This is a genomic window from Bacillus sp. FJAT-27916, from assembly GCF_001183965.1.
In the GTDB taxonomy this organism is placed as follows: Bacteria; Bacillota; Bacilli; order Bacillales; family Pradoshiaceae; genus Pradoshia.
This window is the reverse complement of sequence record NZ_LFZV01000001.1, coordinates 3,660,866-3,683,286: the sequence shown is the minus strand read 5'-3', so window position 1 is coordinate 3,683,286 and position 22,421 is coordinate 3,660,866. Positions and strand designations below refer to the sequence as shown.

The following is a 22,421-nucleotide window of genomic DNA, read 5'->3' as shown; positions in this document are numbered from 1 at the left end:
TTGAAACGAAACTTATAATCAAAACCATCGCCAGATGGAACGCGGAATGCTTGGAAACTGGCACGTTCCGTGTGGAGCAGGGGAAAAGCCGGAGATAACTTCAAACGCTTACCTATTGCTACGTATAGTTAAACAAAGAGGATTTAAAGGAAAGGGTGTTATAAAAGGTGGACTTGTTATTCTGGATAGCTATTGGTTTCATAATAATCGGATTTGTTGTTCTCTCTTCTATGAAAAAAGGTATGGAAAGTAAGGTCGCTTTTATAAAAGCAAATATGGAAGACGAGGAAAGTTCAAAGGCTAAAGAAAAATCTGTAATTTGGTGGATAGTGAGTATCACAGCTTGGGGAATAGTGAGTATGAATCTTGTGGTTTGGTGTTTTAAGAATTACGTTGGATAACTATTAGTTTCAAATGTATTTAAACTGACGGAGCCGTTGTTTCAGGAATGATTAATGCTCTTTTATATTGAACTTCTTATGGAAGTAAAGGGCAGGTTAGCGGAAGAAGGATTTTAGCCTTCATATGAGGACTGAAGTAGACTTATCATCTTTAGATGATGGTCTTTTTTATTTGTTATTAGGATAACTTCATTCCGTTTATCAATATTTGTTTATTGATAAACGATAAATAATGGTATATTATGGATGTAAATAAAAATAACGAGGTGCTTTGTGAGAAATAGTACACTAACGTTTTTAAAGGTAGTATTATTAATTATTTCAATGGTGACACTTGGCTTATGTACTTTTGCATTACCTTCTCTTGCTGGAAATACGGCTGAGATGTATCCAGAGTATGCATTTTTGAAATATCCGATATTAATTGGTTTGTACTTTACAGTAATCCCGTTTTTCTTTGCCATATATGAGTCATATAAGCTTTTAAATATTATTAAAGATAAGAATGCCTTTTCGGAATCAGCTTTAATTTCGTTAAGACATATTATGATTTGTGCTATTACGATAACAACTTTGTATGCAATTGGTTTTTTAATAATGGCAGTCTCAAACGCGTTACATCCTGGAATAGCGATTCTTGGATTAGTAATAATTTTTGCAAGTCTTGTCATTGCAGTCTTTTCGGCAGTTCTTCGAGAGTTGTTAAGAAGTGCAATCGAATTAAAAATAGAAAATGAATTAACGGTCTAAGGTGATCAAATGGCTATTATCATAAATATTGATGTTATGTTGGCTAAAAGAAAAATGAGTGTAACAGAACTTTCTGAAAAGGTTGGCATCACAATGGCTAATCTTTCTATATTAAAAAATGGAAAAGCAAAAGCTATCAGGTTTTCAACTTTAGAAGCAATTTGCAAGGCTTTAGATTGTCAGCCTGGTGATATTATAGAATACAGTAAAGAAGATACAGAGTTATAAAATGAGTGAATTAATTTACTAAAATTAACGATGGTTAACCTGAAATCAAGGCTGTCATTTAGACAGCTTTTTTCTTTGTGGATTGTTTGATTATATGTACAACATTTCTGTTTCGCAAGTAAGCTATATTGTATATCATTGTGAGTAATTATACTTAAACTAACAGGGGCGTTTGTTGAAGAGCAAGTATACGCACTTTCTTTCTGAAGGTACCTATTTTCATATCTCGAATAAATATTAGGCAAAAGCAGCAATCCTTACGATAACAGTTAAAGAAGTTGATAAACCCACCAACATCCCGTATGTTGCCACATACAGTCCACACATGTGGAAAGTGTAGCAAAATTGATTTTGAAATAAGGCAGCAGCCCTCATTCTGGGCGCTGCCTTATTTATGTTTCTTTACTTTTACATCCTCAACTTCAGTCAATGAACATTCTGAATTCAATTAACTCATCTTTCGTAATCAAATATATCCGTAAAGAGGTTTACAGAGTGGGCGGCTCTGATTGTATGGGGTTCTCTAAATGTCTCCATGCAATAAAAATAGTAAAGTAAAATGATCGTTCAATTTGATTAAGGGAGTTTACACTGATGTCAGTGGAATGATTATTAGATATTTGTAACCGTCAAGTAGAATTAAACAGTTTTCAAAAAATAGGACTCAACAGTTTTCGACAATTAAGATTCAACACTTTGAACATCAAATAACGCTTTTCTGTATTTCATCCTGATGCTGCTCTGCTCTTCATTAAAAGTTATGATCTCGCTGCGGTGAAGAAGCCGATCCAAGATGGCTGTCGTCAGAGTTGGGTCGCCCAAGAACTTTCCCCATTCTGCCGGTCCCTTATTGGATGTGAGGATGAAGGCTGCCTTGTCATACATGTCATAAATGAACTGAAAGAATAGATGGGCTTCCTGTGGTTCATAGGTCATGTACATGACATCATCAATGATGATCAGGTCAGATTGGGTGATGCGCTTATATTTGGTCCTTGATTTACTCGTGTAGTCTCTCGTTTTTAATACATAAATCAATCGATCCATGGAGATGAATGACACCTGGTATCCTTGCTCAATCGCATGGATACCAAGAGCCGTTGATAAATGGGTTTTCCCAACACCAGTCGGGCCCATCATGATGAGGGTGAAGCAATCATCCACCCAAGACAGCTGCTTTAAGATGTTCAGTTGTTTCTCCCCAATGGCCGTTTGTTCATTCAAGCGAAAGGTCTCAAAGGTCAATTCCTCAGGGAACTCCGCCCATTTCATTAACCTTAGACTATTCTTGCTCTCCCGGCATCGCAGTTCATAACTGAATACCTCATGGATGAACTCATGATATGTCCATCCCTTAGATTCGGCTTCACGAAGAAGGGAGGGAAGTTGTTTAGCCGTCTCAGCCAGTCTCAGGGTACGACACTTTTCCTGCAGGATCTCATATGGCTGACTCATCTTGTCTTGCCTCCTTGTAGAACACTCACATAGATATTTTCTCGCCGTTCAGGAGCGATTAGCTCCTTGTATTTCTCATTGATCAAATGGATAGGGCCTCGGTTCTTTCCTTCTTGGATCTCCAAGGAAATGACGATGTCTCGAAGGTCATTCGCACTCGTCAGCTGAAGACGTCTCATTTCATGAATGGCCTTTTCAATGGATGATGGATGCTTTAAAATGACGGATTGGACCACTTTCAATTGATCAATCAAATGACGAGGGTATCGCTCTGTCAAGACTTCAATCAGCCATCTTGCGACCTCTTTATCCTCCAACAGGGCTTCAATTTGCTGAATCAAATGGTCCCGTTTGGTGTGACTACGCTCCCTGTGGGTCGGATCCGAAATGACCATGCCCCGCCCTGAAGCGATTTTATGCTTGGCCAACAGGTGCCCATTTTCCTGCAGGCGAATCAATAGATGCTCCCCATCCTCTTCGATATACGCGACATTCGAAGAACCTTGTCGGTATGTACCCAAAGGGACACTGTATCGGTTCCCATTGAAACGGATTACGTTGTCTTTATGAATGGTTCTTGTTATACTGGTTACGAAGATATCTTTCAATAAGTATGTACCGGAGACTTTTTGTAGGTGTTGCTTTTCCAGGGCGTGCACCTCAAAAGGTCTCTTTTTTGTGTTGTGATGGACCTTATAGTTCCCGGTACGAGTTAACCATCTCATGCAAGCACCTTGCCAATCGACCAGATTATCGAAGATACGGTTCTTCGCAAAATTATACTTGACGTATTTGACCACCTGTTCGATTTTCCCTTTTGATTCAGGATCAGACTTTCTACATAGATAGACCCTGAACTTTCTCGCTTGTCGGTACTTAGTGAACTCCTCTGTCATCTGAAGATCTCCCGCATTTTCACTGACGGCCAATAAACGATCCTGATCATAGACGATTTCAGTAGACATTCCTCCGAAATGCTGGAAGGCATTCTCATGCATCCGAATGAGATCGGTTGCCCGAAAGGGCCTGTCTAACCACTCCACATATTTGTATCTCGAGTGGGCCAACACAAATCCCACAAAATAGAGACGCTTGTATTTCCCATTCGTGGTAGGCAACCTGACTTCTCCAAAATCAACTTGTATTTGCTGACCCATTGGGATTTCAGGTACTGTGCTGTACTCTCTATTGGCTGTTCCCTTTTGGATGTGGTAGCTTTCGCGTAATTCATTCACATAATTTCGAACTGTTCCCTCTGAAACATCCGTTACTTCTAACTTATCCTCGAGCCAATCAAATACTTGAGCCCCTGTCAGATCGGGATGTTCCTTAAGCCATTCCACAATCTCTTGGTGATACGGGTCTAACTTTTTGCTTCTGTTTTGTAATGAACTGATAAACCGATAAAAGTCCTCTGGGGTCATCTTTCCATATTCAATCACTCTATTTCTAGAAATCTTTAATTTTCTGGCTATCGCGCTATTGGAGAATCCCTCATTGCGTAGCCGGTGAATCTCTTGATAAATCATCCACTTTTCCACTCCCAGTCCCTCACTTTCGATAAACTAATTTAAGTATATAGAAAGCAAGGTTTGTAAGGTAAACTGTTTAATCTTATTTGTCGTTTTCTGTTTGGCCTTATTTGTGGAAAACTGTTGAGTCTAGTTTATCGTTTACAATATTTCGTCTTTTTATTAAGTTTATACATATATAGCTATTTTTCTAGTTGATTTTCAGCTTATTAACGAATATTAATTTATATTAACAAAGAAACATACGGATTTCTTATTGACGGGTGAAATTTCTGATGTTACTATTGGTGAGTAAAAATGAAATTATTTTAATATAACATTATTGGCGTAAAGATTACAAAGATAACACTTTCATAGGAGTAACATAGGAGGATCATTTCGATGAAACAGAGTATGAAAAAAATAGTAATGGTGTTATGCATGGCTTTATTGACAGCTGCCATGGCAGCGTGCGGAAATAGTGAAAATGGAGGACAGTCCGGTACAAATGAAGACGGATTGAAAATTGCGATTGTAACAAGCCTTACTGGTGTTGATGATGGTAACTTCAATGAAAATAACTATAATGGCATTTTGAACTTTATCAACAATCATCCAACAGCGACTGTAAAGGCTATTAAAGAAGAAACTGGCGATCCTGCTGCAGGTGTACAAGCAGTCGCTGATATCGTGGCAGACTATGATGTTATTGTAACACCAGGGTTCCAATTTGCAGGGGTCTCTAGTGTTGCTTTAGAAAATCCTGATAAAACATTTATTTTAATTGATTCTGAGCCTACACCTGTAGGGGATCAAAAGACATTCGATAATATCTATTCCATGAGTTTCGCTGAACAAGAAGGTGGATTTTTCGCAGGAATGGCTGCTGCACTTGAAACGAAATCCAATAAAGTAGCGGTTGTCAATGGGATTGCGTATCCATCCAATGTAAATTATCAATTTGGCTTTGAATCAGGCGTAGAGTTTGTTAATAACACTTTTGATAAAAATGTTGAGGTTGTTGAATTATCCGGTTATGCAGGGACTGATGTCACAGGCACTGATGTCGGCGGTAACTATGCAGGATCTTTTGGTGATGAAGCAACTGGAAAAGTGATCGGAAATGCATTGATCAAAAAAGGTGTAGACCAAATCTTTGTTGCAGCTGGCGGCACAGGCAATGGTGTATTCACGGCCGTTAAGGAAGCAAAAGGAGACGTAAAAGTAATTGGCTGTGATGTTGACCAATATGATGACGGTGTAAATGGTTCTGAAAACATCGTATTAACATCTGCTGCTAAATTTATGGGCATGAACGTTGAAAAGCAATTGAATGCCATTGTTGACGGAAGCTTTAAAAGTGGAAATGTAGTTCTTCATGCAGATACAGATTCTACTGGATTTATTAAAGATGAAGGCCGTCACCAATTATCAGAGGATACACTTAATAAAATGAATGAAGCGTACGAGTTAGTGAAAGATGGCACAATCGTACCTGCGTCTAACTTTAATGGCCATACGCCAGAAAACTTCCCAGGGTTGTAACATTCAATAGAAACACATTATGGAATGAACCATTAGAAGTTTATCACTTCCTGAATTTTAGCGGGTCAGGAAGATGATAAACTTCTAATTTTTTCCCTTTTAATTATTGTGATAAAGGAGAAGAAAGATGTCTGATTATATTGTAGAGATGAAACATATAACCAAACGCTTTCCTGGAATAGTAGCGAATGATGATGTGTCCATTAGTATAAAAAAAGGAGAAATTTTCGCCTTACTTGGAGAGAATGGTGCGGGTAAATCAACATTGATGAGTATGCTGGGCGGTATGTATGAACCGGATGAAGGGGAAATTTACATCCGGGGTGACAAAGTGGATATCAGTTCGCCTAACCATGCGGCGAAGCTTAATATAGGGATGGTCCATCAGCATTTTAAGTTAGTCTCTGATTATACGATTACAGAGAATATTATTCTAGGAGTTGAGCCGATAAGAAAATTTGCAGGTCTCTTTCCTTACGTTGATATTCGAAATGCTAATCGTAAAATTGAGGAGCTGTCCAAAAGCTTTGGGTTAGAAGTGGATCCTACGAAAAAAATAGCCGATTTGAACGTTTCCATGCAGCAGCGAGTGGAAATTCTAAAGGTGCTTTATCGTGAAGCAGATATCCTTATTTTTGATGAACCGACTGCCGTCTTAACGCCACAAGAAATTGAATTCTTGCTGGGTATTATCAAAGGTCTGCGAGACGGCGGAAAAACCATCATCTTGATTACGCATAAGCTGGAAGAAATCAAGAAAGTGGCAGACCGATGTGCTGTATTGAATAAAGGGAAATTAGTGGATGTATTAGATGTAAAGACGACTTCTGTTAATCATATGGCTCAATTAATGGTTGGCAGAGAGGTAAGCTTTGAAGCTGAGAAGGCGCCTGCTGAGTTTAAAGAGGAAGTATTGAAGGTAGAGCATCTAACGGTAAAAAATGAAGATGGGTTCGAAGTGGTTAAAGATGTTTCGTTTACGATTCGCGGCGGTGAAATATTCGCTATTGCTGGAGTTGCAGATAATGGACAGGTTGAAATAGCGGATGCGATTGCTGGGTTAACAAAGGTCAGCGGCGGAAACATTTTCCTTGGCGGCAAGGATATTACGAATGAAACGATCAGAAACAGAACAGAAGCTGGAATCTCTTATATACCTGAGGACAGGCATAGCTTTGGACTGTTTTTAGATTTTGATTTAGCTACTAATTTAGCCTTAAAGCAGTATTATAAGGAGCCCTACTCTCGTAAGGGAATCCTCAATAAAGAAGAATTTGAGCAATCTGGCAGCAGGCTGATCGATAAATATGATATTAGAAGCGGACAAGGCGTTAAAACGCAAGTTCGTTCGATGAGCGGCGGTAATCAGCAAAAAGCCATCATCGCCAGAGAAATTGAATTGCAATCGCCCCTCAGGATTTTTGTTCAGCCAACAAGGGGTGTAGATATTGGTGCAATCGAAAATATCCATAAGATGATCATTAAGGAACGTGACCGTGGAAAAGCGATTCTCCTTATTTCGTTGGAGCTGGATGAAATCATGAATGTAGCGGATACGATAGGAGTTATCTATAATGGCCAGCTTCAAAAGATTGCTAGCAGGGAGTCATTAACGACCAATGAAGTCGGTGAATATATGATGGGGGCAAAGCATGAGTAAAGATAATAAGAATAAAAACTTGCGTAATCGTCTTATTCGGCTAATGAGTAAGGAGAAATGGCAATCAATCTCCATTCCATTAGTCGCCATAATTATGAGTTTTATTGCTGCGGCTATTGTTATCCTTTTAATCGGCAAAAATCCTTTGCAGGCGTTCTGTAACCTATTCCAAGGGGCAGGAATCATGCCGAAGCCATCTTATGCTGGCTATAAAAGCATGCTGACTGATTTCATGAGTTTGTTGAATGCGATGACGCCGCTTTTATTTGCGAGCTTGGCAGTTGCAGTAGCATTTAGAGCGGGTCTATTTAACATTGGGGTTGCCGGCCAAATGCTCGTCTCTGGTTTTTTTGCGACGATTATTGTTGGCTACAGTGGTTTGGATGCGATGATTGCAAAGCCGCTTGTATTACTGATTGGTATCGTCGTCGGTGGACTAATGGGTGGATTAGTAGGCTGGTTAAAATATAAATTCAACATCAATGAAGTCGTATCGACGATTATGTTGAATTATATTGCTCAATATGTCATTAGCTTTTTTATCCAAATGTATTATATTGATCCGGTCTCAAGGCAATCTCAATATATTTCTGAAGCTGCAAGATTAACATTAGTGAATGTCGAAGTAGGGGACCTGAAAATGGATATCCCATTAGGCTTTGGTTTGGCTATCATTACCGCTATTTTAATCAAGTATGTCATGGACAAAACAGTGGTTGGTTTTGATATGAAAGCGGTAGGTTCCAACCGTAATGCTGCCAAATATTCGGGAATCAATGTGGGAAGAAATACAGTCTTAGCCATGGTTATTTCAGGTAGTTTGGCTGGACTTGCAGGTGTTACGTATTATTTAGGTTATTACGCTTCCATACAGCCAAAAGTATTATCAGACATCGGCTTTGATTCCATTGCTGTAGCTCTATTAGGAAATTCTCATCCAATTGGTGTTATTTTTTCTTCATCCCTAATATCAATCATTGATCAGGGTAGCACGTATATGAGTTCACAGGCAGGAATTAGACAAGAAATTTCTTCTGTGATCGTCGGACTGATTCTATTGTTTAGTGCATGTGGTGTATACCTGAAATATAAAATCAGCTGTATGAGTGAAAAAGTAGAGGAACGAAAGGAGCGTAAATCATAATGGATACAGTAATTATTGATGGCTTATCCTTTGCTTTGCCTCTTTTTATGATGGCGATAGGCGGTATATACAGTGAAAAGAGCGGTATTACCAATTTAGCACTTGAAGGCTTTCAAGGGTTTGGGGCATTCATCGGAGCGCTATCAGCTATTTTGATCGCAAATGCGTTTGGTACAGATATTCAAGATTTATTTTATGTGGCATTACTATTTGCCATGGTCGGCGGGATGGTTTTTGCTATTATTCATGCTGTCCTTTGTATTAAGTTTAAGGCCAATCAAGTAATCAGCGGTGTCGTCATTAATATTTTGGCGTTGGCGCTGACTACGTTCTTGACGACACAAATCAATTCGCTTGTCTTTGGAACGGCTTCGGATAAGTTCCAGTTAGGTGTCATGGAGCGGTTTACCATTAGTGGTTTAGCCGATATACCAGTAATAGGTGCGATTTTTACGAATGTGTATCCGTTTGAAGTGATGATCATCGTGATTGCCATTTTTGCTTGGTATCTTTTATACAAAACAAAATTCGGCATACGCTTACGAGCGTGCGGGGAAAATCCTCATTCGGTGGATGCTGCAGGTGTAGATGTAACGAAAATCAGGTTTACAGCCGTTTTGATATCCGGTCTATTATCAGGTCTTGGCGGCATGTGTTTTGCCTACTCCATTTCAGCTAACTTTTCCTCTAGCATTTATATGGGGTATGGATTCTTAGCTATTGCCGCATTGATTTTCGGAAACTGGAAGATTGTCCCGACGCTAGCTGCTTGCCTTTTATTTGGATTTGCGAAATCCGGTGGTGCTTTTATTGCTCAGTCCATGGCATTGCCAAGCAGCTACACTGATCTATTCATGATCCTACCTTATGTAGTAACGTTATTGTTATTAATCTTTTTCTCTAAATCCAACCGTGCTCCGAAAGCATTAGGTGAGATTTATGATAAAGGGAAGAGGTAAATGAAATAAGGCAGCAGTCCCTAGTATGGTATGGGGCTGCTGCCTTATATTTTTTATGTCATATAATAAGCTATCTACCAAGCGCTATCCCAAGGGGATTGCAGCTTGCGCAGTAGGATAATTTGGCCAATATGATATAAATTGTGCATATCGCTGTATCTATCCATTTGGCGCTGGTGATTAGCAAAAGAATTGTTTACTTAATTTTGAGGAAGAAAGGAGTTGCAATCGATGATTGCAGCTCCTCCGCATCCCTTAATTAGGTGACAAGCTTAATGTCTGATCTTCACTGACTGGTTCATTGAGAGTAGTTACATGATAGTCTCCTGTCACCCAATCTTCAAATTGGTTATTATACCATTCGCTTTTGAAATGTCCGGATTGTCCTGGACCAACTATATGATAGGCTTTGCTAAAATCACTTGTGTCAATGACATACCGCCAAGAAGCGCCGTGATTCACTATACCGGTTTCATCATTTCGTCTAGCCGCTTGAACGGTCACGGCACTTCCGCCAACCGGGATGGCATCCCTACTATTGAAAATATGCTGCAGAGGGCTCATTCTTGATAAAGGGTGCGAAAATTGCAGCTTATGCTCATCTCCCCATTGCCATTTGCTCATATCGTCTCCATAACGTTCGGATAATGTGTCGATTGTTTGTTTCAGTGCCTGATGGATGACCTTGGACAAACCGCCGTTATTGTCAATCCAAGGTCCTTCCTCACCTTCATTGGCACGTCGAATGAGCTCGTCAATGACTTGATTTTTGCCTTCAAAGAGGTCCATCATTTCATCTGGAATTTTCTCCCCAAACAAAACATCCGAGATCTCTAGCAGTATGGTCTGGAAGAGCAATGGAGCTGTTTCTGCTTGATCATCTTCAAAATCCCACTTCTTTAGGAGGTTTACGGCCTCTTTTTCTTTTTCACTTAATTTCTGATTTAATAATTGTTCAAGGAAAATTGGAACAAATTCTTCGGCTTGCAGGTTTTTAATATCCATTTGCAAAGCCTTCATATCCTCAACCGTAAATGTTTCTTTCGAGTTCAAAACCTCGAGAATTCGTTGCTGGCGGTAGGGCTGCGCCCATACATTCGAGATATGGTATGGATAGGAATCGTCTACAATCTTATTATTTGCGGTTGCAATAAAACCTTCTTCAGGGTTGATGAGTGTCGGCAATTCATTATGTGGAATATAACCTTCCCACTCATACTCATCATTCCAGCCTGGAACGGGCACTAAGCTTTCGCCCTTTTTTCGAATCGGGATATTCCCTGATGCTTTGTAGGCGATTGTTCCGTCTTTTGCCGCAAATACAAAGTTTGATGAAGGTGCTTTGAAGTGTTCGATTGCTGCATCGAATTCTTCCCAGTTACTTGCCTTATTCATCAAAGGAATGGCTTCTAAATCCTGTGTCGCCTCTAAGGCGGTCCATTTCAAAGAAAGGGCGGTATCGCTTGCGTTATCATGCGCAAATTCTGAAATAACAGGACCATGGCGAGTGACCATTACTTCAAGGTCAATGGCTTTTTGGCCTTTTACTTTTATGGTCTCAGTAATAATCTCTGCGTCTATCCATTCATCATTATATAAATATTGTTCCGGATTATCAGGATTTATTTTTTCTATATACACATCCTGCACATCTGGCCCTACATTTGTAATTCCCCATGCAATATTTTCATTATGTCCGATGATAATGCCTGGAATTCCCGCAAATGTGACACCGCTTATGTTTTGTTCATTTGACTGTAAAGTTGATTGATACCAGATTGATGGCGTCATTAATCCTAGATGCGGGTCATCTGCCAAAAGGGCTGATCCGCTTTCACTTTTCTCTCCACTGATGACCCAGTTATTGCTGCCGTTGAATTCATCGGGAATATGGGCGCTGGCAAAGCTTTGTTCCCAATCAATAGCCCCTTCTTCAATGACAGTCGGTGCTTCCTTTGGATACGCAGGGAATAAATCCATTGCCTCTTCTTCGGTAAATTCGCTTAATAGATAGCTGCGAAAGACTTGGCCTTCCCAATGTCCGCCTAAATCGTAAGCCATGTACTTTACGATTGTTAACGTATCAATGACTGTCCATTCAGAAGGCTCATATCCTAATAAGGTGAACTCAACTGGCAGCTTATTGTCAGAAATGGCTTCTTTCATGAATGTATTCACGCCATCTGCGTAGCTCTGTAGGTACCCCTTCATTTCATCTGAATACCCTTTATAAGAAGCTTCGGCAGCACGCCTTAAGCCAAATGTACGAAAAAATTTATCCTGTTCTACTGAGCTTTCACCGATTACTTCGCTTAATTGCCCTGAGGCCTGCCGTCTGCTTAAATCCATTTGGAAGAGACGGTCCTGTGCCGTTATATAACCTTGTGCCATGTATAAATCATGGTCATTTTTCGCTTTTATATGCGGAACACCTTCTTCATCACGTACAACCGTTACTTTATCTTTTAATCCTTCAAGCTTTATTTCTCCGGAAATTTGCGGCAATGAGCGCTTTGCATACATATTTGCAGCGACAAAAATGACTGAAAGGATAATCACAAGTCCAAGAACAGAAAAACCGATAATCTTTGGCCACCTTCGCTTTTTTCGCGCTGGTTGGCTGGCTATATCCATTTGCATGCAAGTAAGTCCCCCTTAATAAAAATCTATCTTTTTACTATCCAATGTATTAATTCTTAATAGGAGGGAAAATATCCTTCTATCAATTTTTTAGATAAGCAAGTCCTAAGCATCCTGGGCCAGTATGACTGCCAATGGATGGGCCAATCTCCGTGAAGAATACTTGTGAGAAATGCTGGTCCAATTCGAGGTCTGCTTTTAAGGTTAAGGCTCTATCAAGATTATTGGAATGCAAAATACAAATCATTTCCTTTTCTGTTGAGGAGGTCAGAAATCTATCTTTTAATTGCTTGATAGCACCAGAGGTTTTTCTGGCTTTGCAGACAGATTCAATGGTTCCATTGTCTGTAACAGACAGGATTGGCTTAATACCGATGATACCGCCTATTTTGGCGATAGCCGGGTTAAGTCTGCCGCCTCTTGCTAGATAATGCAAATCATTCACATAAAATTCAACGTGGTAGGAATGCTTAGTTTCATTCAGATAATCAACAATCTGGTCGTAGGAATACTTCTCATCTCTCATCATACAAGCCTTGATCACCATCATTCCCATAGCCATAGAAGCGGTTAAGGAATCTATCACGGTAATCCGTTGATCCGGATAGGAATCTAGCAATTCAAGGCATGCCAATCTTATATTATTAAAAGTACAGCTTAATGAACTGGAAAGGGCCACACAAATGACATCATTTCCTTTATCCAGCTCAGCTTTCAGTAAATCCATGGCAGATGAAGGAGAACTGGCGCTTGTTTTAGCAATCTCTCCATTCGCTAATCTTCTATAAAACTCCTCGCTATCCATCATACGTTCTGAGCCATACTCTATGTTATCCTCAAAATGAAAATGAAGAGGGATTAGTTTAATATCATATTTATCGATAACCTCAACAGGGATATCGCAACTTCCATCCGTGATAATTGAAATGTTCTTCATGAAAACCTCCATTAGTTGTTAAACACTGTGTTGTATAAAAGATGTTATCATTGTATAATGAAGCAACCATCACATCAATCAACAATTAACGACAAAATGTAAGTTATTAAACACTATTTCATAACTTGTTTATGAATGGGAGGTAAAAATGGAAGATCGGCGGATAAAATATACTAAAAAAGTAATTAGAGATAAATTTATCGAATTGCTTGAACAAAAACCAATGAATAAGATAACAGTAACCGAGCTATGTTTACAATGTGAAATCAATCGGGCTACATTTTATCGATATTACGATGATGTATATGATTTGATGGAGAAGCTAAAAAGTCAGTATGTTTGTGAACTAAAGGAGGCCATCTCTATTTCAAAAGATGACTATACAATTTCTGGATTTACGAGTGAAATTCTCGAGGTGATTTTGAGGAATAAGGAACTGAGTAGAGTTCTCTTCAGCTTGAAGAACGGGAAAGATTTTTTAAATGATGTCTTGGATATTGCTCATCAGAAATGTGTAGAAAAGTGGAATCGTTATGGGAAAAATGTGCCCCAAGCACAGGTGGGGTATCTATCCACGTTTATTACTGCAGGGACAATAGGGATACTAAATGAATGGATTCAGAATGATTTTAAGGAATCATCTTCTGAGATTGCAAATATGATTGAAGATATCAGTCATTATGGGATTGCAAAAATTATTTATGGAAAGTAATGAAAACAACTATCTTTAGTGACGGTTAGTTGCATAGACTTTTAAACATTGTATGAAATATATGTAGGGAGGATACCCCCAACATCTTATACGTTGCCACATACAATTCACGCACGTTAAGCGTGTAGCATTAATAGAAGAGAAATAGCTTAATTTCAATTGGTTTAGAGAATGTTAAATAAAACGTGAGAATGCTATATCTTCCCTCGAACTAAGGGTTCGGGGTTTTTTTTTATCCCCTAAGTTTTCTAATAGTAAGGGATAACTGCTGACCGATCAGGTTTTTTGGCTACAATAAGATTTTTTGCAGACGGCAACTCTAATCAATAATGAAGGGTAGCTAGGGATGTCAAGAGGGTTATTAAAGATAACCTTAGCTGAATGATTAGTCTATTTATTATTCTGAGATTAAATGGATTTCTCGACCGAGTTCTCTATGATGGAACTCATATCTGCATACCCATAATACTTAACATGCATGACAGCTTTTCCCTTAGAAGCAAATCTTTTAAAACCTTATCCTTATGAACAATCAAGCAATCCAGCTCAGGATGTTCTTCTTCAAAAAAATCTTCTTTCCTCTCTTCATATATACTCGATACGTAGTACTTATTCTCCTTTGAAGGTAATCTGGTATGCTTTCCTTCTGCCATCATCTTGAGCAAGTGTAATAAGACTGTCCTTTTGCATCCTTGATAGTACTCCATAAAGTGTCCTAGGTCCCATATTTACTCTGCCGTTTGAAACCTGTGTAATAGGATGCATGAGTTGATATCCATGGTTTGGACAATTTATGCTAGTAATACCTAATACATTGCTTCAGTCATCGGACTGCCGTTAAATGCCGTCATTTACATTCTTTCATTCGTTTTCAATTTATTATGTAATGCTATATATCGGAAGACAGAATAATGGCGGAAAGAGTTAGGTATGTAAATTTGAAAGAACTAATTGAAAATTTTTATATTGATGGAAACATGTGTAATATATGAAACCAATCCATAGTAGTAATCGTATTAATAGAATAAGATAAAAAACATCAAAGGATGAAATGTACTTGATACATTACAAAATATACAGTCGACAACATAAAGAGTGGGTAGTTCTAGTACATGGAGCTGGCGGGAGTTCAAGTATTTGGTACAAGCAGATTCGTGCTTATCGCAAGCATTTTAATGTGTTGGCGGTGGATTTGAGAGGACACGGTGCTTGTATGATTAAGAATAGCCCGACAAAATATACACTTGATTTAGTTTCTAAAGATATTCTTGATGTGCTAAATTCTCAAGGAATTGAAAAGGCTCATTTTGTTGGAATATCATTAGGGACCATGCTTATTCGCCATTTGGCCGAAACTCATCCTGAGCGTTTCCATTCGATGCTGCTTGCAGGAGCGGTGATTCGAATTACACCGAGATTGCACGTTTTCCTCGGTCTGGCGAATGCATTTAAGAGGATGGTTCCGTTTATATGGTTATATAAAATGTTTGCATGGGTCTTAATGCCACGGAAAACACATCAATCATCGAGGCATCTTTTCATTCAAGAGGCTAAGAAACTCAAGCACAGAGAATTTTTGCGATGGTTAACTTTAACGGCAGGGATTGCAAAGTATTTAGTGAAGATTAATGAAAAGGATACAAGCATTCCGTCTCTATATGTCATGGGAGATGAGGATTATGTCTTTTTAGAGCCAGTCAAGCAGTTAGTGAAAGAACAATCCTCCAGTCAGCTGGTAATCCTCAAAGATAGTGGTCATGTATGTAATGTCGATCAATCTGAGAAATTTAATGAAGTATCGCTGCAATTTTTACGGGCAGTATAACAGTATAAAATGAAGACGAATTCTTGATTATCTGGAATTCGTTTTTTTATGTTTAAAAGATCCTGCATACTGGACTCTACGGAAAGTTTGTTGCGGGAAGATAGCAAGCTCATTATGATGATTATATCTGGAGGTGAATCGATGGATGCCATAAAAATTGGCCAGTTGATTTTGAAACTAAGGAAAGAAAAAGGGATGACGCAAAAGGAGTTGGCAGATCGGATGCACTTATCCGATCGCACCATTTCGAAATGGGAACGCGGTCAAGGCTATCCGGACATATCCTTATTGCCAGAGCTATCGTCTCTCCTTGGTGTAAATATAGAAGATATCCTAGATGGAGATCTTGCTGCGAATGATTTTGTAGGAGGAAATATGAAAAAATCGAATTATCAAGTCTGTCCAACCTGTCATAATATTGTTCTATCAACCGGAAATGCTTCGATATCCTGCTGCGGGAGAAAGCTGGATCCATTAGTACCGAAGAAAGCGACAGAAGAGGAAAAGCTGAAGGTTTCCCAGGTGGAGGATGAATGGTTTATTTCAAGTGATCACCCAATGAAAAAAGACCATTACATTTCCTTTATCGCTTTTGCAACAGGCGACCAGGTGCAGATTATAAAGCAATACCCAGAATGGACTTTGCAAACTCGTCTGCCTAAACGGAAACATGGAACATTACTTTGGTACTGCACTCAGCATGGATTGTTTTATCAATTCATTTAAAGATAGCTGAAAAATCGTTATCAAAGAGATAAATACTAGTCTGCTCCCTTCACCCTCTTGATTCCTTAGGTCTGATGAAAGCATTAAATTTCAAATTCACCTATCGATACCGTTATAATACCGGTAAGGGTATTATAAGGAGCTGAGAGCATGAAGGAAATGAAAGAATTAACATCTCTGAACATGATAGAGGATTTTGTTCAAGAAAATCCGATGAGTTTCTTATATGTGTCAAGGCAGGAGTGCAGTGTCTGTCACGCTGTTTTGCCAAGGGTGAGAGAATTGCTTGATCATTTTCCAGATATTCGTTTAGGGCATATTGATACAAATGCTGTGCCAGAGGTAGCAGCTGCCTATTCCATTTTCACAGTACCAGTGCTTCTGTACTTTATTGAAGGGCAAGAGGTATTGCGGAAAGCGAGATTTATACATTTCGAGGAATTAGCAGAGCAGATAGAAAAAATATATGGTTTGAATCAATAAGAGGCTTGGTTCCTCAAATGAACCCCGGAAAGCAAATGCTTTTCGGGGTTTATGTATTTGCCAGTATATATAAATGCGAAATTTTTGCTATTTTGTCGATATCACACTAATATGTAGGTAAAAATAATAGATTTTTTCTATCTATTTATTGACTATGTTTTATAGTTGTAATACATTTATTATGTAGTAATTGATACTACATGTGTATCTATTTATAGAACTGGTCATACCATTTCACAAATGCCGAATAATTTTAAAGGGGATTAGTCTAATGAATCAAAATCAGCCGAGAATCGCTTGGATTACAGACACAACGTGTACCTTGAGTAAGGAGTATGTTGAGAAACATGAATTAAATATTATTCCGTTGCAAGTGGTTATTGATGGGGTTTCTTATAAAGAAACGATTGATATTACGGATGCGCAATTCTATGAACGAATGGCGACGGAGTCTGTCAGCTTTCAATCATCCCAGCCATCGTTAGGGGAGTTTGTTGAACTATATGAGAAGCTGAAGGAAGAGTATGATTGTGGAATAGCATTCCATTGTTCTAGTAAACTTTCTGGTACGTTTTCCACATCGATGATGGCGGCAGAGCAGGTTGGTTTTAAGCTGTATGCGATTGATACTCGGACTGGATCTTATCCCCATGCGTATTTGCTAATGAAAGGCATTGAGATGTTTAATCAGGGATATGGCCCTGATGAAATCTATCTGAAAATCGAGGAAATGAAAACGAATACACGTCTATTTCTCATTCCAGCTAATCTTAATCAGCTCCACAAAAGCGGACGAGTATCCGGTAGTCAGCGTCTGATAGCGAATCTGCTTAGTATAAAGCCGATTTTATCTGTCGAATATGAGGGTGCAAAGATTAGAGATAAAGTGAGAACGGAAAAGAGGGCTATTAATTATATTTTAGATTTACTGCGAGAAGATATGAAAACCTCTAAGATTAGCAAAATCACAGTGATACATGCTGGTGATGAGGCTAATGCTCGTAAGCTTGAAAACTATATTAAAGAGCAGGAGGAATTCAGTTCCATTCCGACAGACCGAATGATTTTAGTGCCTGTGGCAGGCGTTCATACGGGAGTAGGGACCATCGGAGCCTCCTGGATATGTGAATAAATGAAATTCGTACAAGGCAGCTCTTTAAGGGGCTGTCTTTTTTGTCTGTTGTCAAATATGTTAAAATTTTCTTAAAGTGGAATAAGAGGGAGGCAAGGGAGAAATGGCTATTAAAAAGGTGTCAATCATTGGACTGGGAGCATTAGGGGTTTTATTTGGTCATCATTTATCAAAAAGAATGAGATCAGAGGATTTAAGAATTGTCGCTGATCAGAATCGCATTACGCGGTACGAGAAGGAGAAGGTTTATAGTAATGGGGAGCTTTGTGAATTTCATTACGTGACACCAGAGGAAGAGTGCGGACCAGCAGATCTAGTGATTTTTGCCGTTAAGTTCAATGGGCTGGAAGAAGCAATTCAATCGATGAAAAAGCATGTCGGTGAGGATACAATCATCATCTCATTGCTGAATGGGATTACAAGTGAGTCGATTATTGGCGAAGCATATGGAATGGATAAAGTGCTCTACTGTGTGGCACAAGGGATGGATGCTGTGAAGGTTGGAAATAAGCTGACCTATGACAATATGGGCATGCTCTGCTTTGGCTCGAAGGAACCTGGTGTTATCTCATCTAAAGCGGAGGAACTTGCTGAATTTTTGGAGCAAATGGATGTGGCTTATGAAATAGAGACAGAGATGATGAAAAGACAATGGGGGAAATTCATGCTCAATGTCGGTGTCAACCAAACGGTGGCGGTCTATCAGACGAATTATGGCGGTATCCAACGAGAGGGAGAAGCGAGAGACACGATGATTGCTGCGATGAGAGAGGTCATTGCCTTATCACAGAAGGAAGGCATTGATTTGGCAGAGGAGGACCTTTACTATTGGTTGAACATACTCGGGACATTAGGGCCGAATGGAAAGCCATCAATGGCTCAGGATGCAGAGGCACGTCGGCCTAGCGAGGTAGAATTATTTGCTGGAACTGTCATTGCATTCGGCCGGCAACATCAAATTCCGACACCTGTGAACGAGGAGCTGTATGAGCGAATCAAGGGGATGGAGAAGCAGTATGTATAAACATAAAGAAGGCAGCAAGCCCATATTCATGGGCTGCTGCCTTTTTATTAGCTTTTCTTAAGGGAGTGTCATTTTCTGCTTTCGTGGGTTAGGCTTCATCAGCTCGACCTTAAAAAGCCTCGTAAGCATGACTGCGGCAAAACAGAAAAACCATATACTTTTACTGATTAAAAATGTAATGAAAAGTGTAATAAGCAGATTCTTTCCGTAATCAATGATTGCTAATAAGATGGCTACGTTAATTCCTCTAAAGATGGCGCCAATGAAGGCACCTGCAAAATAGGCGGCTAATAGATATACCCATTGGAGGAGGACCTGCTTCATACTAAATCTTTCCCTGAAATAATAAAAAATGATTAATGGCAGCATCAAAGGAATGGGAAAGACAACCATCACATTATTATCGAAATGCTCATTGCTGTTGACAGGCCAGCCGGGTATGAATAGGAGGCTGCATAATAAGCAATAGATCAAGCTCATCCGATAGAAGAAGGCCCCATATTTATCGAGCCGCGCATATCTGCGCTGTCGTTTTTCCCTAATAGCGGCAGGTTCCCATCTACGTCCAGGACTATATTGTCTCTGAAAGGCCGTAAATGGCAGTACGAGCGGATCTCGATTATTCCAATCGTTTAACTCGGTTGTTGAAAAAATCTCATGTAAAACATAGGCATTATATGAAGAAAGGTCGTAATCCGTTGTTTGGATTGGTGTATCCGGAGAGAATTTATCCAGCATTTCTTCAAGCTGCTTTTTCGTTTCTACGCTTATGGATGAGTAGCCCTTCTTCCCATCTTCTGTCCACTCCCATACAAAACGGACTGTTATGTAATAATAGGGTTTACGCGCAATTTTAAAAGCGGAAGGGCCAATAATGATCCGCTCAATTTGATCATAAGAGAGAAAGTGTTCCTTCGTTTCTTGGCGGTCAAAATTGACGAAGTATTGATAAATTCCGTCCTCCTTCATTTCAATGCCATAATCCTCTCTCGGTATACGCGTAACCATTCGTATGAAGAAGATTCCTAGAATGAATAAGATGATTGCTCCAATCGACAGAGCAATCGCCCCTGCCGTAAACTCACTCACATAGGACAGGTAGGCAAACCAAAAAAGGAGGAAGGAGGCTAGAACAACGGTGCTTGTTGCCAAGTACATAACTATTCTTCCGGCCCAGTTCAGCCAAATTCGTCCTTTTTGAGTATGATGGATTTTTTTTAATGCCAAATGAACACAGCCTCCTATTATACTAATTGGCATAATTTTACCACAAAAATGGGGATATCTGGTCTTTTTGCTCTTGGATACTTAAAGCAGGAGGTCATCTATCTAGGCATGAAAACTAGTTATATTTAGCCAGTGGTCACAATTGGTAAATAATTCTAAATATTCATGATATTAATTCTATGTCATTTTATAATGAAAAAAATGCACTTTATTAGGGGGATGAGGGATTGAAGAAGAAATTGATTGTTCCTGTCATATTATCGTCGGCCATGTTGATGAGTTCGCTTCCAGTTGGCAATGTCTTTGCAGCGCCGGTTGATTCGCAGAAGGTGGTCAAGAATTGGAATGAAAAGGCGAGTGTTCCTCTATTCGTGAAAGAGCGTCATGCAGAGAGATTCTCCTCAAGCAATCCTGCCAATGCCCTTAAGTACTTAGAAAAGAACAAAGCAGAGACGGGAATAAGCAATCCGGATAAGAGCTTGAAAGTGAAGGATGTCCAGAAGGATGAGCTTGGGATGACGCATGTTCGATTCAATCAATCAATTAATGGCGTGAATGTTGAAGGGTCTGAAGTGATTGTCCATTTCAATGAGGAGAATGAAGTCGTTTCCGTTAATGGACGGACAAATCAAACACTCGCTACTACCACTGTAGATACGAAAGCCTCCATCAGCAGTGATGCAGCTATTAAGGCTGCCAAGTCTTCTGTAAATGCCTCTAAAGAGCTTACATATGAACCAACCTCAGAGCTCGTTGTTTATCCATTCGAGGGAAAAAACTATACAGCCTATAAGGTCAATGTGAATTTCATGGGAGAAGAGCCTGGCAACTGGTATGTCTTCGTGGATGCGAAATCTGGAGAAATCATTGATCAATATAATGCGTTAATGCATGCGGATGAAAATAAAACGCAGAAAGGTACCGGGCTTGGTGTACATGGGGAACACAGAGAGCTGCACATCACTCGCGTGAAGGAGCCGAATTCCGGAACAAAGTTTGCACTGGCAGATTATGCGCATGCCAATCTGGAGGGTATCGAGACCTATGATGCCAAGAATGATAATACAGCCAGCAATGATACGCTTTATGTCGGAAACTCCGCCTCCTTTAAAAGCGATTATGACCGCGCAGCTGTTGATGCTCATTATAATTCTGAAAAAGTGTACGAGTATTTCTTGAAGGAGCATGGCCGTAATTCTCTTGATGGGGAAGGAATGGCCATTATCTCCAAAGTCCATTATGGCACGAATTACAATAACGCCTCCTGGAACGGGCGCTGGATGACCTATGGCGATGGGGATGGCGAATTCATGATTTCCCTATCAGCAGGACTTGATGTCGCGGCCCATGAAATGACCCACGGTGTCATCAGCCATTCAGCTAACTTGGTGTACCGCAATCAATCTGGCGCACTGAACGAGTCATTTGCAGATGTATTCGGTGCACTCGTGGATGATAGCGATTGGGAAATGGGCGAGGATATTATGGCGCCAGCTGCTAAAGCAGATGGATTTACGGTCCTTCGCAGCCTCCGTGATCCGAACAGCGTCGTTGTCAGCAATGAGCAAAGACGTGCGTACAGCACGAATGGCGGAGTTTATCCAGACCATATGGATGAATTCTATCATATGCCGACATCCGTTGACGGAGGGGGAGTACACGTCAATTCCTCTATCACCAACCATGCCGCATATCTAATCGCGCAAGATATCGGACGTGAGAAGCTAGGGAAAATCTACTACCGTGCATTGACTGTCTACCTAACGCCAAACTCTAATTTCAGCGATGCACGCCAAGCCGTTGTTCAATCAGCGATTGATTTGTATGGAGCGGGAAGTGCGGAAACAGCTGCTGCTAATGCAGGATTTGATTCGGTGGGAATCTATTAATTAATGTTGAACAGGTGGGATGCAGTTTTAGTCCCGCCTGTTTTTTGATTTGAAGTGAGAATGGAACTGAGCTTCTCGGAAAGGTTCGATTGAATAAGGTTTATTGGCGAAAACACGATGGTTATGGGTAAGGGCGAATGCCTAATGATAGGAATAGAATCCGAAACAGAATT

General features: G+C 39.8%; 20 protein-coding genes. 14 read left to right on the top strand and 6 right to left on the bottom strand.

What is annotated here, in order from left to right:
- The first annotated feature begins 167 nt into the window (after nt 1-167).
- The 3 genes from AC622_RS18000 to AC622_RS17990 all read left to right on the top strand — a co-directional run bounded on the left by AC622_RS18000 (nt 168) and on the right by AC622_RS17990 (nt 1,379).
- On the top strand, nt 168-401 hold the full coding sequence (locus AC622_RS18000) for a hypothetical protein (protein ID WP_049672306.1): 234 nt from the start codon (nt 168-170) through the stop codon (nt 399-401).
- 273 nt (nt 402-674) lie between these two features.
- The gene (locus AC622_RS20815; RefSeq protein WP_082197208.1) at nt 675-1,151 is read left to right on the top strand and encodes a DUF2975 domain-containing protein; all 477 of its coding nucleotides are present in this window, start codon (nt 675-677) and stop codon (nt 1,149-1,151) included.
- A 9-nt stretch (nt 1,152-1,160) separates the two neighbouring features.
- Entirely contained in the window at nt 1,161-1,379 is a 219-nt protein-coding gene (locus tag AC622_RS17990; protein ID WP_049672304.1) for a helix-turn-helix domain-containing protein, read from the top strand.
- 681 nt (nt 1,380-2,060) lie between these two features.
- Here the strand turns inward: AC622_RS17990 and istB are convergent.
- Nucleotides 2,061-2,834, bottom strand: coding sequence for an IS21-like element helper ATPase IstB (istB, locus tag AC622_RS17985; protein ID WP_049672303.1), 774 nt, complete (start codon nt 2,832-2,834; stop codon nt 2,061-2,063).
- Nucleotides 2,831-4,363 carry an IS21 family transposase gene (istA, locus tag AC622_RS17980; protein ID WP_049672302.1) on the bottom strand — a complete coding sequence of 511 codons (1,533 nt, stop codon included), beginning with the start codon at nt 4,361-4,363 and terminating at the stop codon, nt 2,831-2,833. Before istA ends, istB begins: the two co-directional genes overlap by 4 nt.
- 384 nt (nt 4,364-4,747) lie before the next feature.
- Here istA and AC622_RS17975 point away from each other — a divergent pair, with 384 nt between their 5' ends.
- From AC622_RS17975 to AC622_RS17960, 4 genes are all read left to right on the top strand, one after another.
- Nucleotides 4,748-5,890 (top strand): BMP family lipoprotein, encoded by a 1,143-nt coding sequence (locus tag AC622_RS17975; protein WP_197089960.1) that lies wholly within the window; start codon nt 4,748-4,750, stop codon nt 5,888-5,890.
- Nucleotides 5,891-6,017: 127 nt separating this feature from the next.
- The gene (locus tag AC622_RS17970; RefSeq protein ID WP_049672301.1) at nt 6,018-7,550 is read left to right on the top strand and encodes an ABC transporter ATP-binding protein; all 1,533 of its coding nucleotides are present in this window, start codon (nt 6,018-6,020) and stop codon (nt 7,548-7,550) included.
- Nucleotides 7,543-8,694, top strand: a complete 1,152-nt coding sequence (locus tag AC622_RS17965) for an ABC transporter permease (protein ID WP_049672300.1) — start codon at nt 7,543-7,545, stop codon at nt 8,692-8,694. Before AC622_RS17970 ends, AC622_RS17965 begins: the two co-directional genes overlap by 8 nt.
- A complete protein-coding gene (locus AC622_RS17960; protein WP_049672299.1) occupies nt 8,694-9,653 on the top strand; it encodes an ABC transporter permease in 960 nt (319 codons plus the stop codon). Before AC622_RS17965 ends, AC622_RS17960 begins: the two co-directional genes overlap by 1 nt.
- Nucleotides 9,654-9,908: 255 nt before the next feature.
- Here the strand turns inward: AC622_RS17960 and AC622_RS17955 are convergent, their stop codons facing one another.
- Together AC622_RS17955 and AC622_RS17950 are read right to left on the bottom strand one after the other, a co-directional pair.
- Nucleotides 9,909-12,287 carry a penicillin acylase family protein gene (locus tag AC622_RS17955; RefSeq protein WP_049673065.1) on the bottom strand — a complete coding sequence of 793 codons (2,379 nt, stop codon included), beginning with the start codon at nt 12,285-12,287 and terminating at the stop codon, nt 9,909-9,911.
- Between the two features lie 88 nt (nt 12,288-12,375).
- Nucleotides 12,376-13,230: a DegV family protein gene (locus AC622_RS17950; RefSeq protein WP_049672298.1), complete on the bottom strand. Its 855-nt coding sequence runs from the start codon at nt 13,228-13,230 to the stop codon at nt 12,376-12,378.
- A 148-nt stretch (nt 13,231-13,378) separates the two neighbouring features.
- Here AC622_RS17950 and AC622_RS17945 point away from each other — a divergent pair, with 148 nt between their 5' ends.
- Entirely contained in the window at nt 13,379-13,942 is a 564-nt protein-coding gene (locus AC622_RS17945; RefSeq protein ID WP_049672297.1) for a TetR/AcrR family transcriptional regulator, read from the top strand.
- A gap of 609 nt (nt 13,943-14,551) precedes the next feature.
- Here the strand turns inward: AC622_RS17945 and AC622_RS20810 are convergent.
- Nucleotides 14,552-14,707 carry a helix-turn-helix transcriptional regulator gene (locus AC622_RS20810; protein ID WP_231589554.1) on the bottom strand — a complete coding sequence of 52 codons (156 nt, stop codon included), beginning with the start codon at nt 14,705-14,707 and terminating at the stop codon, nt 14,552-14,554.
- Between the two features lie 292 nt (nt 14,708-14,999).
- Between AC622_RS20810 and AC622_RS17935 the strand changes: the two genes are divergently transcribed.
- The 5 genes from AC622_RS17935 to AC622_RS17915 all read left to right on the top strand — a co-directional run bounded on the left by AC622_RS17935 (nt 15,000) and on the right by AC622_RS17915 (nt 19,132).
- The gene (locus AC622_RS17935; protein WP_049672295.1) at nt 15,000-15,767 is read left to right on the top strand and encodes an alpha/beta fold hydrolase; all 768 of its coding nucleotides are present in this window, start codon (nt 15,000-15,002) and stop codon (nt 15,765-15,767) included.
- Nucleotides 15,768-15,908: 141 nt separating this feature from the next.
- Nucleotides 15,909-16,493 (top strand): helix-turn-helix domain-containing protein, encoded by a 585-nt coding sequence (locus AC622_RS17930; RefSeq protein ID WP_049672294.1) that lies wholly within the window; start codon nt 15,909-15,911, stop codon nt 16,491-16,493.
- Between the two features lie 150 nt (nt 16,494-16,643).
- The gene (locus AC622_RS17925) at nt 16,644-16,976 is read left to right on the top strand and encodes a thioredoxin family protein (protein WP_049672293.1); all 333 of its coding nucleotides are present in this window, start codon (nt 16,644-16,646) and stop codon (nt 16,974-16,976) included.
- Between the two features lie 271 nt (nt 16,977-17,247).
- Nucleotides 17,248-18,108 carry a DegV family protein gene (locus tag AC622_RS17920; RefSeq protein WP_049672292.1) on the top strand — a complete coding sequence of 287 codons (861 nt, stop codon included), beginning with the start codon at nt 17,248-17,250 and terminating at the stop codon, nt 18,106-18,108.
- Between the two features lie 103 nt (nt 18,109-18,211).
- The gene (locus tag AC622_RS17915) at nt 18,212-19,132 is read left to right on the top strand and encodes a ketopantoate reductase family protein (protein WP_049672291.1); all 921 of its coding nucleotides are present in this window, start codon (nt 18,212-18,214) and stop codon (nt 19,130-19,132) included.
- A 57-nt stretch (nt 19,133-19,189) separates the two neighbouring features.
- Here the strand turns inward: AC622_RS17915 and AC622_RS17910 are convergent, their stop codons facing one another.
- Entirely contained in the window at nt 19,190-20,359 is a 1,170-nt protein-coding gene (locus AC622_RS17910) for a hypothetical protein (RefSeq protein WP_049672290.1), read from the bottom strand.
- Nucleotides 20,360-20,586: 227 nt separating this feature from the next.
- Here AC622_RS17910 and AC622_RS17905 point away from each other — a divergent pair, with 227 nt between their 5' ends.
- On the top strand, nt 20,587-22,248 hold the full coding sequence (locus AC622_RS17905; RefSeq protein ID WP_049672289.1) for a M4 family metallopeptidase: 1,662 nt from the start codon (nt 20,587-20,589) through the stop codon (nt 22,246-22,248).
- Nucleotides 22,249-22,421 lie beyond the last annotated feature (173 nt).